12 protein-coding genes are annotated in these 15,499 nt (G+C 42.6%); 3 read left to right on the forward strand and 9 right to left on the reverse strand.

Annotation, left to right across the window (positions count from 1 at the left end; translation table 11 throughout):
• Positions 1–19 precede the first annotated feature (19 nt).
• The 7 genes from HMPREF9449_RS02190 to HMPREF9449_RS02220 form a co-directional block, all read right to left on the reverse strand.
• On the reverse strand, positions 20–565 hold the full coding sequence (locus tag HMPREF9449_RS02190; protein ID WP_009135594.1) for an ATP-binding protein: 546 nt from the start codon (positions 563–565) through the stop codon (positions 20–22).
• 139 nt (positions 566–704) lie between these two features.
• A complete protein-coding gene (locus tag HMPREF9449_RS02195) occupies positions 705–1,430 on the reverse strand; it encodes a PHP domain-containing protein (protein WP_009135595.1) in 726 nt (241 codons plus the stop codon).
• A gap of 5 nt (positions 1,431–1,435) precedes the next feature.
• Positions 1,436–1,777 carry a DRTGG domain-containing protein gene (locus tag HMPREF9449_RS02200; protein WP_009135596.1) on the reverse strand — a complete coding sequence of 114 codons (342 nt, stop codon included), beginning with the start codon at positions 1,775–1,777 and terminating at the stop codon, positions 1,436–1,438.
• Between the two features lie 49 nt (positions 1,778–1,826).
• Entirely contained in the window at positions 1,827–3,176 is a 1,350-nt protein-coding gene (locus HMPREF9449_RS02205) for a [Fe-Fe] hydrogenase large subunit C-terminal domain-containing protein (RefSeq protein ID WP_009135597.1), read from the reverse strand.
• 41 nt (positions 3,177–3,217) lie between these two features.
• Entirely contained in the window at positions 3,218–3,637 is a 420-nt protein-coding gene (locus tag HMPREF9449_RS02210; RefSeq protein WP_009135598.1) for an ATP-binding protein, read from the reverse strand.
• Positions 3,638–3,641: 4 nt separating this feature from the next.
• Entirely contained in the window at positions 3,642–3,986 is a 345-nt protein-coding gene (locus HMPREF9449_RS02215; RefSeq protein ID WP_009135599.1) for a DRTGG domain-containing protein, read from the reverse strand.
• A gap of 86 nt (positions 3,987–4,072) precedes the next feature.
• A complete protein-coding gene (locus tag HMPREF9449_RS02220; protein WP_009135600.1) occupies positions 4,073–7,033 on the reverse strand; it encodes a hypothetical protein in 2,961 nt (986 codons plus the stop codon).
• 241 nt (positions 7,034–7,274) lie between these two features.
• Between HMPREF9449_RS02220 and ligA the strand changes: the two genes are divergently transcribed.
• Both ligA and HMPREF9449_RS02230 read left to right on the forward strand, forming a co-directional pair.
• Positions 7,275–9,782: an NAD-dependent DNA ligase LigA gene (ligA, locus tag HMPREF9449_RS02225; protein ID WP_040611537.1), complete on the forward strand. Its 2,508-nt coding sequence runs from the start codon at positions 7,275–7,277 to the stop codon at positions 9,780–9,782.
• Between the two features lie 105 nt (positions 9,783–9,887).
• Positions 9,888–12,371, forward strand: a complete 2,484-nt coding sequence (locus tag HMPREF9449_RS02230) for an ATP-dependent Clp protease ATP-binding subunit (protein ID WP_040611169.1) — start codon at positions 9,888–9,890, stop codon at positions 12,369–12,371.
• A 58-nt stretch (positions 12,372–12,429) separates the two neighbouring features.
• On the opposite strand, the gene HMPREF9449_RS02235 is transcribed toward HMPREF9449_RS02230, so the two are convergent.
• Together HMPREF9449_RS02235 and HMPREF9449_RS02240 are read right to left on the reverse strand one after the other, a co-directional pair.
• The gene (locus tag HMPREF9449_RS02235) at positions 12,430–12,903 is read right to left on the reverse strand and encodes an Lrp/AsnC family transcriptional regulator (RefSeq protein ID WP_009135603.1); all 474 of its coding nucleotides are present in this window, start codon (positions 12,901–12,903) and stop codon (positions 12,430–12,432) included.
• Positions 12,904–12,940: 37 nt separating this feature from the next.
• The gene (locus HMPREF9449_RS02240; RefSeq protein ID WP_009135604.1) at positions 12,941–13,564 is read right to left on the reverse strand and encodes a hypothetical protein; all 624 of its coding nucleotides are present in this window, start codon (positions 13,562–13,564) and stop codon (positions 12,941–12,943) included.
• 350 nt (positions 13,565–13,914) lie between these two features.
• Here HMPREF9449_RS02240 and HMPREF9449_RS02245 point away from each other — a divergent pair, with 350 nt between their 5' ends.
• Positions 13,915–15,495 (forward strand): alkaline phosphatase family protein, encoded by a 1,581-nt coding sequence (locus tag HMPREF9449_RS02245; protein ID WP_147640008.1) that lies wholly within the window; start codon positions 13,915–13,917, stop codon positions 15,493–15,495.
• Positions 15,496–15,499 lie beyond the last annotated feature (4 nt).

Consider the following 15,499-nt stretch of genomic DNA (forward strand, 5'->3'; position numbering starts at 1 on the left):
CTTTCTGTGGAAAAACAATTTATATTTCCTTTATTTCTTTTTCATTTTCCCGTATCATTTCTTCTATACCCCGTATGATTTCGGGGGTATTGATCGGCAGTCCCTCCAATATCGCTTTTACTTCTTCCGTATCGAAATGAAATTCTCCTTTAGGGGAGGAATGGCTGTATCGGAATACAGTTTCCGGGTTGGCCATTACGAGTAATCCGATCGTCCCGGCGACATCTCCCAAAGGGGGACGGTCCAAATGAGTATATCCGAAAATAGCTTCAATCACTGTCCCTTCTCCTTTTTCAGAAGTAATATTCACTTTTCCTCCTGTACGCTCTGCATTCTGTTGCAGGAGAGGAATACCTAATCCGACTTTGCGGACGGTTCTACTTGTGAAAAACGGATCCCTCACTCGTTTTAGGGTTTCTTCGTCCATACCGCAACCATTGTCCCGAATGGTGATAGACAAACGATCCTCTGTGAGATTTTCATCTATAACGATTTCAATCTCACTTGCCTTTGCCCGTACGGAGTTCTGGGCGATGTCCATGATATGTGAAGCCAGATCTTTCACCCGTACCCACTTTCGATTTCACTTATTTAGCACTATTTTGCATTAAAAATGTTAGAAAACGCTTCAAATTTAATTTAAATTTGAATAATTACAACGTTTGCATCTCAAAGAATCTAAAAAAAATGAATTTTCATTATTTTTAGATTCTATCTCTTTTGAGATGTTGTATAGCATGTCGGACAGCTGAAAAAGAGGCTACGTCCAGATCGAGTAGAGTAAAACTTTTTCCGATGTCTGGTATATAATGGGCATCCGAGGATTGGGTGAAGGCATAAGAGGTCAGTTCCGGGTGAGTCTGGAAAAAAGTTACCGGGTCGTAGTGCGGGCTGAGTTCCAGAGCTTCGCAGGAAAGATCCGGGGGGACAAATCCCAATTGGGAAAGAATACTGAACCGACTTTTATCAATATGGGCGGGAATAAAAATACCTTCCAGAGAATGTACATATTTTTCCACTTCCTCCAGGCTTTGGTCCAAGGCAGAAATCAACAGTTTTTTTTCTTCATAGAGGATTCGGTCCTGAGTATCCACCACCACTTGATAGCCAAATTTTTCGGGATTATTTGGAAAATCGGGTAAATGTTTGTCTAGGTATTTTTGAAAAACATCCAGACGGGCATCGTCGGCGAAAAAAGCGAGGCAATGGGCTTCTTCCTGGGTAGTGACTTCGGCTCCTGTCAATACAAAGATACCGAAAGCTTTAGCTGCATCCCGGATGATTTTGGATTGGCGGGTAGAATTGTGGTCGGTGATACCGATAATATCCAGCTTTTGTTTACGGGCGGCTTCCAGAATGGATAGGGGACTCATTTCCAGATCTCCGCAGGGAGACAATACGGTGTGGATATGTAAATCTGCCCGTAGCATAGATCTTATTTTTCTTCCCGTAAAAGTTCAAATATTTCCCCTGTAATTTCGAATGTCTGCAGAGGCGTACTTAAAATGGGAATGCCTTCGGTTTCACTTTCTGCGGCTGTATCTTCCTCTGGCTTATAACCTTTTACTAATACGATAGCCGATAATTCTTTCAGGGAAGCGATAGCCATAATATTTTTGTGGGTTTGGAGAGTTATCCAAATGTTCCCTTCCTGGGCATTTCCCATAACATCACTCAGCAGGTCGGAAGTATATCCTCCTTTAATTTCCCGGTTTAAACCAGCGGTGCCGCTACATACTTTCAGATTGAGTTTTTCGAGAATGTCCCTTACTTTCATACAGTGGTTGATTTAGGTTTTAATATATTTTTATTAGCTATATACTATGCTATTTATTGAATTTTTCTGCACCCCATATTTTTGCAGAGAGTTCCATTGATTCTTCGGGAGTGATCAATCCTTCTTTCGTCAGAATTTTCTGCATGAACACACATTGATTCAGTTTTGCTTTTCCTTGTACGACATCTTGGGCTAGAGTACGGCAGGAAGGAGTACCGCAGGCTCCGCAATCGATTTGTGGCAGCACTTTCATGATACGGTTGATTTTCTCCATTTTTTCCATAGCTATCAGCATATTCTCATCCAGTTTTTCGATAGACCGGGGGAGTATTTTGCCCGTTAGACGGATTTGTTCGTTTAGAAAATCCCGGTATTGCGGCATTTTATTGACAGTATGGTAATGATTTTTGACGTAATTTTCCATTCTTTTTTGCAGGCGTTCTATCGTCAGGAAACGATTGTTAATCGTCAAAGCGCCTCCAGCACAGGAGTGGTCGCAAGCCCTCAGTTCCAGAAAATCGATATCTGTGATTTCATCGTTTTCCAGTTTTTCCAGAATTTCTATGACATTGTGAATCTCATCTATGGCCAGGCAACGTCCTGCATAATGGGAAGCTTCTCCGTCGGTAAGAGTCCACCGGATGGATTCGGGGGTCAGATGATACTGTTCCGGCACTTTGTCAATGGGTTTGTCTTTATTTTTATTGATCGCTAACAAAATTTTATTGTATATAAAATCCATGTTAATAACCCCGTCGACCGAAGATTTTTCTTCTCCTACCGGACATTTAATGGCAGCTATTTTGGCGGCGCATTGGGTGACGAAAAAAACGCCGATTTCTTCTGCCGGGATACCTTTATCTATAAACTTTTTCCGTACATATATAGCCGCAATATCCATGACTTGCTTCAAGCGGATGATGTGGTCGATCAAAGAGGGGAAACGGACTTGTATCAGGCGGATAACTGCCGGACAGGAATTGGAAATAAAAGGACGGAGATGAGAATTTTTCTCCATGTATTTTCGGGTTTCCTCTGAAAGTATTTCGGTTGCCTTATCCACTTCCATGACGTAGTGGAATCCCATATTGTGTAGTTCAGAAAAAATCTGTTCTTCTGAAATATCTTCCGGAAATTGACCGATCAGTACCGTGGGAAGCAGGATAATGCGGTAGGAAAACTTAAATATCTGGCTAAAATCGTCCTGCTCCACGATAATTGCTTGTTGGGGACAGGTTTTCAGGCACATTCCGCAATCCGTACAAGCGGCCTCGTTCAGCGAAGCTTTGCCGTTTTTGATGCGGATAGCGGAGGTTGGGCACAGGTGCATACAATGCGTGCATCCTGTACAGACAGAATCCATAATTTTTAAGGCATGATAAAAAGCTTCTCCCTTCATTTCGTTCTCTATCTTTTCCCGTTTTGCCGGTTGTATCCTTTTTATTGTGGTTTCAGATAAGTCAGCATCGTTACTTTTGTACCGATGTTGATTTCCGATTCGATTTGGAGTTTATCACAGTTTTTTTGCATATTAGGCAATCCCATGCCTGCTCCGAATCCCATTTCCCGTACTTCCGGAGAAGCTGTGGAATATCCTTCCTGCATGGCCAGATTGATATCCGGAATTCCCGGTCCTTTATCTGCTACTGTCACTTCAATGGCATCCGGCCGGATATGTACGTAAATATTCCCTTCCCAGGCATGTGCCACTACATTTACTTCTGCTTCGTAAAGGGCGACAACAATGCGTTTAATCAGGTTACTGTCGACGTTCAGCTGTTTGAGTATTTTTTTGATTTCACTGGAGGCAGTACCCGCCCGTGAAAAATTACCCCCTTCTATATTGAAATTGAATTCCATCATATTAAAATACTGGTTCTAATCCGGCTTTATACAATTCTCCGCAGACCTTGAACATACTTTGTTTACATTGCATGACAGCAATCCCGTTTTCTTCCGCCAGCGCCAGCATTTCAGGAGTAACTTTCTTATTCCTCACAAAGAGGATATAACTTACATCAGACATTTCAGCTGTGCGGAGAACCTGAAGATTGGCCATACCGGTGATGAGAATCATGTCTTCTGTATTCAGACGCAGGACGTCGCTCATCAGGTCGGCAGCAAAAGCCTTCTTAATCTCTTTGTTCAGGTATTGTTCCCCGTATACCAACGAAGCTTCCAATAGGCAAATAATTTCTTTTAAGAGCATTTTCCGAATTTTAATCGTTACGAATATAATAAATGCAATCGTTTTAAAAAAGTGTAAGGGTGAAAAGTTTAAACTGCCTTTGTATTTTAAATCGTAAATCCGATGTTGAATAAGAGATTGGCAAAGAGTGAATGATGTTGGGTTTCGTAACCGAACCGGCCTCCCAGGGTAATGGGAAAAGGCAAGCGGAAGAGATGAAGTCCGGCATTGAGTTCGATTCCGTAGGAATAATAATTCCGCGTTCCTCTCTGTGTTTTATCATGTCCCATATCGAAAAATATTCCGCCGTCGATACGCTTTACATAGAGAACGGAAGTAATGTGCTGATCCGGGAAAAGAAGCGGTAGTTTATAATTGGTACGCAGGGTCGTCAGTTCGTAGCCGTACATATCGATACCCCGTGGGCGTAATATTTTTTTGTCGTAATAGCCGGCTTTCGGTCGGTTTTGATATCCGCTGTAGATACTGATGGAATGATTGGTAGCGAAGCCGGGGAAATAAAACTGTCCGGATATCCACCATTCGTGTCCCAGATCCATTTTTTTCCAGGGAGTATGTGCGTAACCGCCTTGGAGGATTTGTCCCCAGCGCGGATCGATCTCTTGTACCGTCATATAGGTTTGATTGCCCAGCAACAGGCCGTATTCCATCATTTGGTAATAATTGGGAGAAGAGGAAATCCGGTAAAGGTCCGGTGAGACGGGAGCATAATAGAGGGTGTCGTTTCTTTGGGTATAAAAAAAGCGGGCTTTGGAGGTGATGTTGGAGATCGCCTCTATTTTATAGCGTACATAAGGAGTGATGTAACGGCTATAATTCTTCCTGGAGATGTTGAAGGGTAGTTGCATCGTCAATTCTCCTTTCGTACGGCGAAATCGGTTACGAGTCCCCACGGTATCCAGTCTTCCTGTTTTCAGATTGTGTGCTGTTAATCTGGAAGCGCTTTTATCCTGACCGGATTTCAAATCGATGCTGAAAATAGGCCATATCCCTTTGTATGCAGCGTTGATCATCCAGGCGCCCTTAGGATAGTCTGCATTAATAATATAACCGGCCGCTAAAGAAAGCGTGCTCAGGTTATTTTGTGAATAAACGACGATACCTCCGTCTATTTTACCTTCGTATTGATCAATATAAACAGGTCCCCAGCTGTGAAAATTCAGAAGATGAGTAAATTTCCGGTATCTGCGGGAGTCAAATATGGAATCATACTGAAATTGCAATTGCCAGTTTTCTCTTTTTTTTAACGAATCGGCGAGTCGGAAATACGTTTTTTCCAAGGGCAGGTTTGAAAAACGATCGGTTTTTATCCGGCCAGGTTTATAACCATCTGCGGTATAAAATGAAAAATATAACATATTTTCTGTGGGCTGCAGATGAGGGAAGCGGACTCCATAACGTGCATTGAGAATATTCCGTACAGAATCTTCTCCTTGTTTTTTCAAATAGAATGCGTTGTTTCCATTGAAAGAAGCCCTGAATAATAAAGTGCTGTCGTATTGGACCGGGTTATCCATTTCATACCACATCCGGGGCAAAATCATTTCTCTTTTTCCGGTTTGCGGATCGATGGATTCCAGATGAATTCCGTTTGTATTTTGGACAACTGTAGTGATTTTTCCTTTTGCATACGAAGGATGGATAAAGAGTTCGTCCCGATCGGCTTCGATGCGTTGCAGTTCGGTTTTCATACCGGTATCGAGGATAACGAGGGCGGCTTGATTTTTTTCATTTACTTCCACCACTCCCCAATTTTTTCCCACGGCAAAAGGAGAGAATCGGTTGTGTTGTCCTCTGTGGTAGCGATACTTTCCTTTTCGGAGGTCATAGCTGGTGAGGCGTTGTTTCCCTCCATGTTCCCAGCGGAAATTAGGTTTATATTCCACCCATACCAGTTGATTGTCGTGGTAAATAAACTTCGGATCGTCCAAGACTCCGCTTCGGGTCAGAACTTTTTCTTTTTTCCCGTCCAGTAAAACGAATGCTCCGGTTTCCTGAAGCCCTTTCTTGTAAGCAATTACTTTCCCATCCGGCAGAGGAGTGGGGTAAAAATAATTCGTATAACTTTTATTATAAGTAGGGAGAGTATCGAAATTATTGTGAATATCTTTTACTTCCCGGGACCAGATTTGTTTCAGTTCGGAAAAATTATCGTGATAAAGGGTGCGTTTGGCATCTGCGTAAGTATTTGCTTTTTTCACACTGTCGGCGTTAATAAAAAGGGAGCGGAAGGTAGAATCGTTCCAGACGCTGTCGCGTTTTGCCCGCAGGGTCCGTTTCAGACTGGTTGCAAAGGGAGCGAAGCTGAGGGGTTTGCGTCCGATCCGGTTTAAAGCATCCGTCCAGATTGCGTTTCCATAATTGACCCTTGCGTTGGCAACCATAAAATAACCCATCGTATAACGATTGGGTACAAAATCCTTGTCCGAGCCGATGGCTGCTTTAAAATAAGAATAGATTCCTTTATCGAGTACCTGGGCTTTCATTTCGTTGATGAATTCTGGGGATCTGCCCCGGCCCAAATGACCTATGGCTGTTTCGAAAGTAACGGCATCTCCTTCCATAAACCACATTGGCAGATAGAGACCGGTGATAGCGATGGTGATTTGTTCTCCGAAGAGGTAATATAAAATCTTTGTCAGGCCTTGGTTGACTTTGTCAATTTGTACGACATGCCGGAATTCGTGGACACACAGATGCTCCAGCCAGGTGTCGGAGGGATCCTGAGAAGGCATAGTATACAGATCGGCTTTCCGGGGAGCCCAGGCTACGCTTCCGTTGGCTACGCCTCCGTTGGCATGAATGATCAGGGAAATTTTTATCGGTTTATGCGCCAGTGAATTGGTATGTTGGTATAAGGCTGTGAAAATATTGGCAATTTTCTGTGCATTTTCTTCGAAATAGTCCGGATAGATAAGCTGAAAATCCCGGGTATTTATTTGCTTCCAGCGTAGACCGGCGGGATCCTGACCTAAATCCACAAATTGGGCCTTCCCCAAAAGAGGAAGAAAAAACAAAAAGAATACGAATAAGCTTTTTCTTTTCATACGTTTATCATTTTCTTTTCAGTGTAACTGTAGAATCTTCTCGTTTCCCCGGGCTTATTGCTTGACAGGAAGAGTATATTTTGTTTTCCAAAGATTTAAACGACTAAAATATAGTTTAGATTTTAAATTTTATCAAAAAATACGAATAAATTTCTACAGAGAGATGTATCGTTCTTTCGGAAATAGAAACATTAGATTCGAAAAACTTTCCCTAACTTTGCGTGAAAGTAAAGATCAACTTATGGAAAATGTAGCAGAAAAAATAGTATCGTTAAGAAAGTTGCTTGAATATCATAATGACAAATATTATATCGATAATGCTCCGGAGATTTCAGATCAGGAATTTGATCGGTTGATGCATGAATTGGAAGAACTGGAAGCGGCCCATCCGGAGTGGTATGATCCGAATTCTCCCACCCAACGGGTAGGACAGGATATAAACCGGGAATTCACCCAGGTGATACATAAATATCCGATGTTGTCTTTGGGAAACACATACAGCGAAGAGGAGTTGAGGGAATTTGATGCCCGGGTGAGAAAGACGGCCGGAGAAGTGCAATATGTATGTGAGTTGAAATACGACGGTTCCTCCATCAGTCTGACTTATGAAAACGGAGAATTGATCCGGGCCGTGACCCGGGGAGATGGGATAAGGGGAGACGATGTAACGGCTAACGTGAGGACAATTCGGACTATTCCCTTGAGGTTACATGGAGATTATCCTCCTGAGTTTGAAATAAGGGGTGAAATTCTGATGCCTTTTACGGTATTTAATCGATTGAACCAAGAAAAGGCCGAAGCCGGGGAAGCCTTGTTTGCCAATCCCCGGAATGCTGCGGCCGGTACCCTTAAACTACAGAATTCGGCTTTGGTGGCCCGCAGGGGATTGGATTGTTTCCTGTATTATCTTCCGGGGGAGGTTACGCCTGCGGATACGCATTACGGAAACCTGTTAAAGGCTAAGGAATGGGGATTCCGTATGCCTCCTTATGTGGAGTTGTGTGATAATATGGAGGAGGTTTGGAATTTTGTAAAAAAATGGGATAAAGAACGGGTTAATTTACCGGTTCCCATCGATGGGATTGTCGTAAAAGTGAATGAGCTGGAAAAACAGAAATTGTTGGGATATACGGCTAAATCTCCGCGTTGGGCAATTGCCTATAAATTTAAGGCAGAGCAGGAGGAAACTCCGCTGATCAGTGTTTCTTATCAGGTAGGACGGACGGGAAGTATCACTCCGGTAGCCAATCTGGAGCCGGTTCATCTGGCCGGGACAGTTGTAAAGCGGGCTTCTTTGCATAATGCAGATATTATTGCAGAGTTGGATTTACATGAACAGGATACGGTATATGTTGAAAAAGGAGGAGAGATCATTCCGAAGATTGTAGGAGTAGACCGGAATCGGCGGAAACCGGGTAGTAAGCCTGTGGAATTTATTACCCACTGTCCTGAATGTGGAACGGAGTTGGTGAGGATAGAAGGGGAAGCCAATCATTATTGTCCGAACGAAGCGCATTGTCCTCCTCAAATTGCCGGAAAAATAGAACATTTTGTCAGTCGGAAGGCTATGGACATCGAAGGAATGGGAGGAGAAACTATCGATTTATTGCTGACCCGGAAATATATCCGGAATGTGGCAGATATCTATGAGTTGCCTGCCCGGCGGGAGGAGTTAATCGGACTAGAGAAGATTATTTATCCCCGGAGTTTTGAAGTGAGTAGTATTCCTTTGGCGAAAATTATATATGGATTTGAAATCGGGTTGAAAAACATTTCTGCCCGGCATGCTTTGCTTTTAGCGGAACATTTTCCTTCTTTAAAGGCTTTGTCAGAAAGCAGTAAAGCTGAATTGGCCGCTTTGCCCTGGGCTACTGCCGAGGAGAGGGAAAAGTCGGTCAACCGGATTCAGGATTATTTCCGGATGCCTTTCAATGAAACGCTCCAGCGTCTGAAAGAAGCTGGGGAGGTGGCGGACATCCCGTTGGATTACGTGATATATGCGTTGAATATTTCGGGTATCGGATTTCACCAAGCGGAGTTGTTGACTTCAGCTTTCGATTATATTTATGAGTTGGCTGTTGCAAATCCCGGAGAGATCGCTGCCATAGAAGGTATTACGGAAGAAGAGGCCGTTCGCATCCGGCAGTTCTTCGCCGGGAATGAGAAATTGGTGAGGAAGTTGAATACCTTAAATGTTTATCGTATTCAGGAGAAAACGGCGGATAATCTGATTGCAGGTATCGAAAGATCCAAATCGGCCGGTTTTCCGGCTTTTCTGTATGGCTTGGGAATACGCTATATCGGAGAGACGGCTTCCCGGAATTTGGCGAAGAGCTTCAGAAACATTCACAACCTGATGGGGGCGACCTACGAGCAGTTGATTGAAGTAGCAGATATCGGGGAACAAATGGCGACGAGTCTGTTAAAATATTTCAGTAAAGAAGAAAACCGGGAGTTAGTAGAGAGGATGCTGGCTTATGGAGTGAAGGGAGAGATGGGGGAAGAAGAAGGGGAAAGTGATATCTTTCAGGGGATGACTTTCGTAATAACGGGGACTTTAAGTCGTCCGCGGGAGTACTTCAAAGATTTGATTTTGAAGGCTGGCGGTAAGGTAAGTGATTCTGTTTCTGCTAAAACAGCTTTTCTTTTAGCCGGTGAAAATGCCGGTAGTAAACGGAAAAAGGCAGAGAAATTAGGCCTTCCCATTATAAATGAGGAGGAATTTCGGGAGATGATTAACGATAAGTAATAATAATTTTTATTTTTCAATATCATTTCTCATTGGAATATATTACCTTTAACATGTCGAATACGGCTTATGAATTTTAGTGTAAGTCGTTTATTATCATGTGAAATGGGGAAAAGTGATACGAAAAGATTAAAACAGATTATGACTTCTGCCGGAGAAGAAGCCCGGCGGTTGGGGAATTCGAAAATTTACCCGGAGCATTTATTTTTAGGTTTGCTTCGGTTAAATCAGGGAAGAGCGATCGATGTGCTTGTGGCATTAGGATTAGATTTTTATGAAGTAAAAGAAAGAATAGAAAAAAAGTTAGAGAAAAAAAGGGATAAAATGGACGACTCGGAGCTCGATTTTACGTTAGCTTCCAACAGTATTTTGAAAAAGGTAATGGAGGAAGCTTTGAAGTTGGGAGACGAGCAAATAGAATCGGAGCACGTGATGTTAGCCATATTGCGTGTGGAATCTGGATTTGTTTCCAAGCTTTTTAAGACCATGGGAATAGATTATGATGTATTTAAAGAGCAGTTGTTAAAGGAACGGGCCCGGATGCAATCGGATTACAAGGAAGATTCAGATGAAGACGAGGATATGGGGGAAAACGATCCGCTTTATAATCCTTATCGTCAGCAGGGAACGAGCAGATCGGATACGCCCGTATTGGATAATTTCGGGATCGATATCACCCGGGCTGCGGAAGAGGGAACGTTGGATCCGATTGTCGGTCGTGAACGGGAAATTGAACGTTTGGCTCAGATATTGAGTCGGCGCAAGAAGAATAATCCGGTGTTGATCGGAGAACCGGGAGTCGGGAAATCTGCTATAGCGGAAGGATTGGCTATCCGAATTATGCAGAAGAAAGTGTCGAGGGTTTTGTTTGATAAGCGGGTAGTTGCTTTGGATATCGCTTCTATTGTAGCCGGTACAAAATACAGGGGGCAATTCGAGGAACGTATGAAAGCCATTCTCAACGAGCTGGCTAAAAATAAAAATATCATTCTGTTTATCGACGAGATACATACTATTGTAGGGGCAGGTGGGTCCGGAGGAAGTCTGGATGCGGCCAATATGTTGAAGCCAGCTTTATCGAGAGGTGAGATTCAGTGTATCGGGGCAACGACTTTGGATGAATACCGTCAAAACATAGAGAAAGATGGGGCTTTGGAACGTCGTTTCCAAAAAGTATTGGTAGAGGCTACGACCCTGGAAGAAACGATCGAAATTCTGAATAACATCAAGTCCCGTTATGAGGATCATCACAATGTGAGGTATACTCCTGCAGCCATAAAGGCTTGTGTGAAGTTGACTACGCGTTATATTTCCGACCGCTCTCTGCCGGATAAAGCGATCGATGCTTTGGACGAGGCCGGTTCCAGGGTACATATTACCAATATCAACGTACCTCCTGTGATTGAAGAGCTGGAAAAGGCAATAGAGGAGATTAAGGAAAAGAAAAAGGAAGCGGTAAAACAACAGAATTTTGAGGTGGCGGCTGCTTTCCGGGACAAGGAGCGGCAGATGTCTGTTTCTTTGGAACAAGAGAAGGAGCGTTGGCAAAAAGAGCTGAGTGAAAACCGGATCACGGTGGATGAGGAGCAGGTAGCTGAGGTAGTGGCTATGATGACGGGAGTACCCGTAAAGCGAATTGCGAAGACGGAAGGAATGAAGTTGTTGCAGATGCACGACGAGTTGGCCGGCAGTGTGATCGGACAAAATGAAGCGATTGAAAAGATCGTGAAAGCCATTCACCGGAACCGGGCCGGCTTGAAAGACCCTAACCGTCCGATCGGTTCCTTTATTTTCCTGGGTCCTACGGGTGTCGGAAAAACACAATTGGCCAAAGTGCTGGCAAAATACCTGTTCGATACGGACGACGCTTTGATCCGGATCGATATGAGTGAGTATATGGAGAAATTTGCTGTATCGCGTTTGGTCGGAGCCCCTCCCGGATATGTCGGATATGAGGAAGGAGGACAATTGACGGAAAAAGTGAGGAGGAAACCTTATTCTGTGATTTTATTGGATGAGATCGAAAAAGCACATCCCGATGTGTTCAATATATTGTTACAGTTACTCGATGACGGACAATTGACGGACAGTTTGGGGAGAAGAGTCGACTTTAAAAATACGATCGTAATTATGACCTCCAATATCGGAAGCCGGCAATTGAAAGATTTCGGTCGGGGAATCGGTTTTGGGCGGGAGGACCGGAGTACCGACAGCGACTATGCGAAAGGCGTGGTACAGAAGGCCTTGAAAACTGCTTTCGCTCCGGAATTCCTGAATCGTATCGACGACGTAATTATTTTCAATGCTTTGACCAAAGAGAATATACACCAAATTATTGATATTGAGCTGAAAGGCTTGATGAAACGAGTGAAAGATTTGGGCTATTCCGTAAAAGTTTCCGATGCAGCCAAGGAATTTCTGACGGAAAAAGGATATGATCCTCAATATGGAGCACGCCCCTTAAAGCGAGCCATACAAAAATACCTGGAAGATGAATTGGCAGAGGTGATTATCAAAGGAAATGTACCGGAGGGCGAAGTGCTTGAAGTCGATTGCGATAAAGAGCACGATAAAGTAGTTGTACGCTAAAAATTAGTTTCCTATACTGTTTATAAAAAACGACTGCCCCTTACGAGCAGTCGCTTTTTTATTTCGTTTCGTCCTGAATCAGATCGATTTGCTTTTCGATAATTTGATCCAGCGAAATAAAAGATTCTGTTTTGGCTATTCCGGGGATATTTTGTAAGGTATTAATCAATACATCCATAAGATGTTGATGATTATTACACCTGAGTTTCAACAGAAAGGCGTAATGTCCGGTGATAAAATGACATTCGATAATTTCCGGGATTTTTTCCAATTCTTTGACAACCGATTTATATTGATGTGCATTATCGAGGGTTACACCGATAAAAGCACATATTTTTAATCCCAGGGCTCTGGGTTTTACGATAAAACGGGAGCCCTCGATAATCCCGGCATCTTCCATTTTCTTTACCCGTTGATGGATGGCTGCTCCCGAAATCCCGCATTCCCGCGCAATTTCTAAAAACGGTACTCTGGCATTTTTGACAAGATAAGAAAGAATCTTTTTGTCAATGTCGTCAATTTGATATTTCATGAATTTATAATTTAAGCGAATAATTTTCTATATTTATTTACCGGAAATTCAGGACGCTGTAAAGTTGTTTGCGTTGTTTATAATATCTTTTCCCTTCGTCGTTTGTAATCGATTTGATGACATTGTCGATCAGATTATTGAAAATCGTCGTAAAAGTAAAACCTTCCGGTGGGTAAATTTCCGGGTTATGAATATCGTTGAGTTTGGCAATAAACATCCGGGCAATCATCTCACTGGATACGTCATTTTTATACATTCCTTGTTCCATCCCTTTTTCAATGTTGATTTTTATTTTTTCATATATAAAATCCGCCCGTTGGTTCATATGGGTTTTATAGAGATCCGGGAAGGTCTTTGCCAAGGCCATGGTAACGGAAGGAGTGACGTTGAAAAAGCGATTGTTGATTTCGTTGCTTACAATAAGCATAATATCAATGGCATTCCAGCCGTCAAAATTGTATTCATTGAATATTTTTTCAAAACATTTCCTTTCATGGCATAGAATAGCATCTACCATATCTTCCCGGCTGCTGAAATTTTCTTTCAGTTCGGCTATGGTCAACCCTACTTTTTTCAGATGCTCTTCGTTAAAATCATTTATTCCGTAGCGGTAGATATAATTTCTCAGCTTTTCTGCCAATTGAAGCTTTCTGTCTTCCATGTTTTTTACCCAATTTAGTTTAATGGTGTAAATATAGTAAACAAATGTCAATCCGGGTGCGTTCTGGTTATAAATTATAATATTTATTGCTTCTATTCTTTAAAAAAATCATTTTTAGACCCTGAAATAGAGAGAAATTTTAATCTGCAGAAAAGACAAACGGATAAAAAAGGGAAGGAGTAGAGGAGTAATAATACTTCATAACGTCCATTCTCTGATCGTTTCGTTTTTTATAAACCGGGAAAAATTTGTCTCCTGTAAGGGGAATAAACGGTATAACTTTCTCTTTTTTACAAGCTATTAATAGTTTTGTTTTTTTACCTTTGTCGGAAATACGAGAAGTGCAGATTATGAAAAAGTGGATAGTACTATTTTTACTCTTGGAGGGTGTTGTCGGTTATGCTGTGGAGTATAAGACCCGTTTGGTGGTGGGAATTACGATCGATCAGTTTTACCCGGAATGGTTGACCATGTATCGGAATGATTTAAGAGAAGGGGGATTGAGGCGTCTTATGCAGCAGGGAAAAAAAGTGATGGCCGATTACGATTATCTTTACACCCAGACAGGAGTAGACCAGGCAAGTATTTATACCGGAGTGTTACCGGTAGAACACGGTATCATCTCTCATGATTGGTATGATCGTTTGCGGAAGAGGAGGGAAAATAATGTTAAGACAAGAGATTTCTCCGAGATCGGAGGAAGTTTTGCTGCTGGGTATGCTCCCGTTCAGCTTCAGGCGATGACTTTAGGATGCGCTATGAAGAAAGAAAATATTTTTTCCAAAGTGTATAGTATCGCTATGAATCCGGAAGATGCTGTGTTGAGCGGAGGAACATGTGCTGATATGGCTTTTTGGTTCAATGAGAATAGTGGGACGTGGGTATCTTCTGACTTTTATGCCGATTCGCTTCCTGCCTGGTTGAAAAATTATAATACCGTTGTAGAGAGCGATTTCTTTATCCGGAGAGGATGGATGCCTTTGGCAGAAGAAGAAAACAGTACGACATCCTTGAAATTTAAAAATAAACTGGGGGGAAGAAATAGCTTTTTCTATGATATTATGCAGGCCAAACGGAAGTTCGATACCTATCGGGTGTTAAAAGCGACTCCTTATGCCAATACGTTGGTGGAGCAACTGGCTGAAAAATTGATTGCAGAGACAAGTTTGGGGAGAGATAACGATGCGGATTTATTGGCCTTGACTTTTTCTGCTTTGGATTACATGAACCGGGATTTCGGGGTATATGCCCGGGAATTTCGGGATATGGTGCTTCGTTTGGACCGGGATCTGGAGAAATTATTCGACTTATTGGATACGAAAGTCGGAAAAGAAAATTATACTGTATTTCTCACTTTCTCGGAAGCCCGGGAGTTGTTACCGGAGGAGTTGAGTGAAATGCGGATACAGGGAGGATATTTCAGTATTTTTAAATCTGTGGCTTTATTAAAGTCTTATATGAGTCTTGTGTATGGAGAGGGCGACTGGATTGCCGATTATGATGCGGGACAGATTTATTTGGACCGGGAATTGGTGGAAAGGAATCATATTTCATTGAAAGAGATGCAGGATAAAGTGGCCGATTTTATGATTGAATTCGAAGGGGTCTCTAAAGTGTTGACGGCTTATTCTTTAACCCGGAATGCTTTTTCTCACGGTTCGGAAATGCTGATGCAGAATGCCTATTCCCAAAAGCGGAGCGGAGATGTGCTGTTTTGTTTGCAGCCGGCTTGGGTCCCCGATCTGAAAGACAGAGAGGATAATTATTTCCGCTATAGCAAACGGAATAAAGTGCCGCTGTATTTTTATGGGGCAGGCATAAATGCACCCTTGTCAGGAGAGTGTCGTATCGCAGATATTTTACCTACTTTGTGTCAGATTATGGGTATTACGCCTCCTTATACGGCTAAGGGAAAAGCACTCTTTCAGTAAAGAG

The organism is Odoribacter laneus YIT 12061 (genome assembly GCF_000243215.1).
GTDB lineage: Bacteria > Bacteroidota > Bacteroidia > Bacteroidales > Marinifilaceae > Culturomica > Culturomica lanea.

Bases quoted from the DNA above. Each gene is read 5' to 3' on its own strand.
- HMPREF9449_RS02195 (WP_009135595.1), bottom strand. From the start codon at position 1,430: ATGCTACGGGCAGATTTACATATCCACACCGTATTGTCTCCCTGCGGA.
- HMPREF9449_RS02200 (WP_009135596.1), bottom strand. From the start codon at position 1,777: ATGAAAGTAAGGGACATTCTCGAAAAACTCAATCTGAAAGTATGTAGC.
- HMPREF9449_RS02205 (WP_009135597.1), bottom strand. From the start codon at position 3,176: ATGAAGGGAGAAGCTTTTTATCATGCCTTAAAAATTATGGATTCTGTC.
- HMPREF9449_RS02210 (WP_009135598.1), bottom strand. From the start codon at position 3,637: ATGGAATTCAATTTCAATATAGAAGGGGGTAATTTTTCACGGGCGGGT.
- HMPREF9449_RS02215 (WP_009135599.1), bottom strand. From the start codon at position 3,986: ATGCTCTTAAAAGAAATTATTTGCCTATTGGAAGCTTCGTTGGTATAC.
- HMPREF9449_RS02220 (WP_009135600.1), bottom strand. From the start codon at position 7,033: ATGAAAAGAAAAAGCTTATTCGTATTCTTTTTGTTTTTTCTTCCTCTT.
- ligA (WP_040611537.1), top strand. From the start codon at position 7,275: ATGGAAAATGTAGCAGAAAAAATAGTATCGTTAAGAAAGTTGCTTGAA.
- HMPREF9449_RS02230 (WP_040611169.1), top strand. From the start codon at position 9,888: ATGGGGAAAAGTGATACGAAAAGATTAAAACAGATTATGACTTCTGCC.
- HMPREF9449_RS02235 (WP_009135603.1), bottom strand. From the start codon at position 12,903: ATGAAATATCAAATTGACGACATTGACAAAAAGATTCTTTCTTATCTT.
- HMPREF9449_RS02240 (WP_009135604.1), bottom strand. From the start codon at position 13,564: ATGGAAGACAGAAAGCTTCAATTGGCAGAAAAGCTGAGAAATTATATC.
- HMPREF9449_RS02245 (WP_147640008.1), top strand. From the start codon at position 13,915: ATGAAAAAGTGGATAGTACTATTTTTACTCTTGGAGGGTGTTGTCGGT.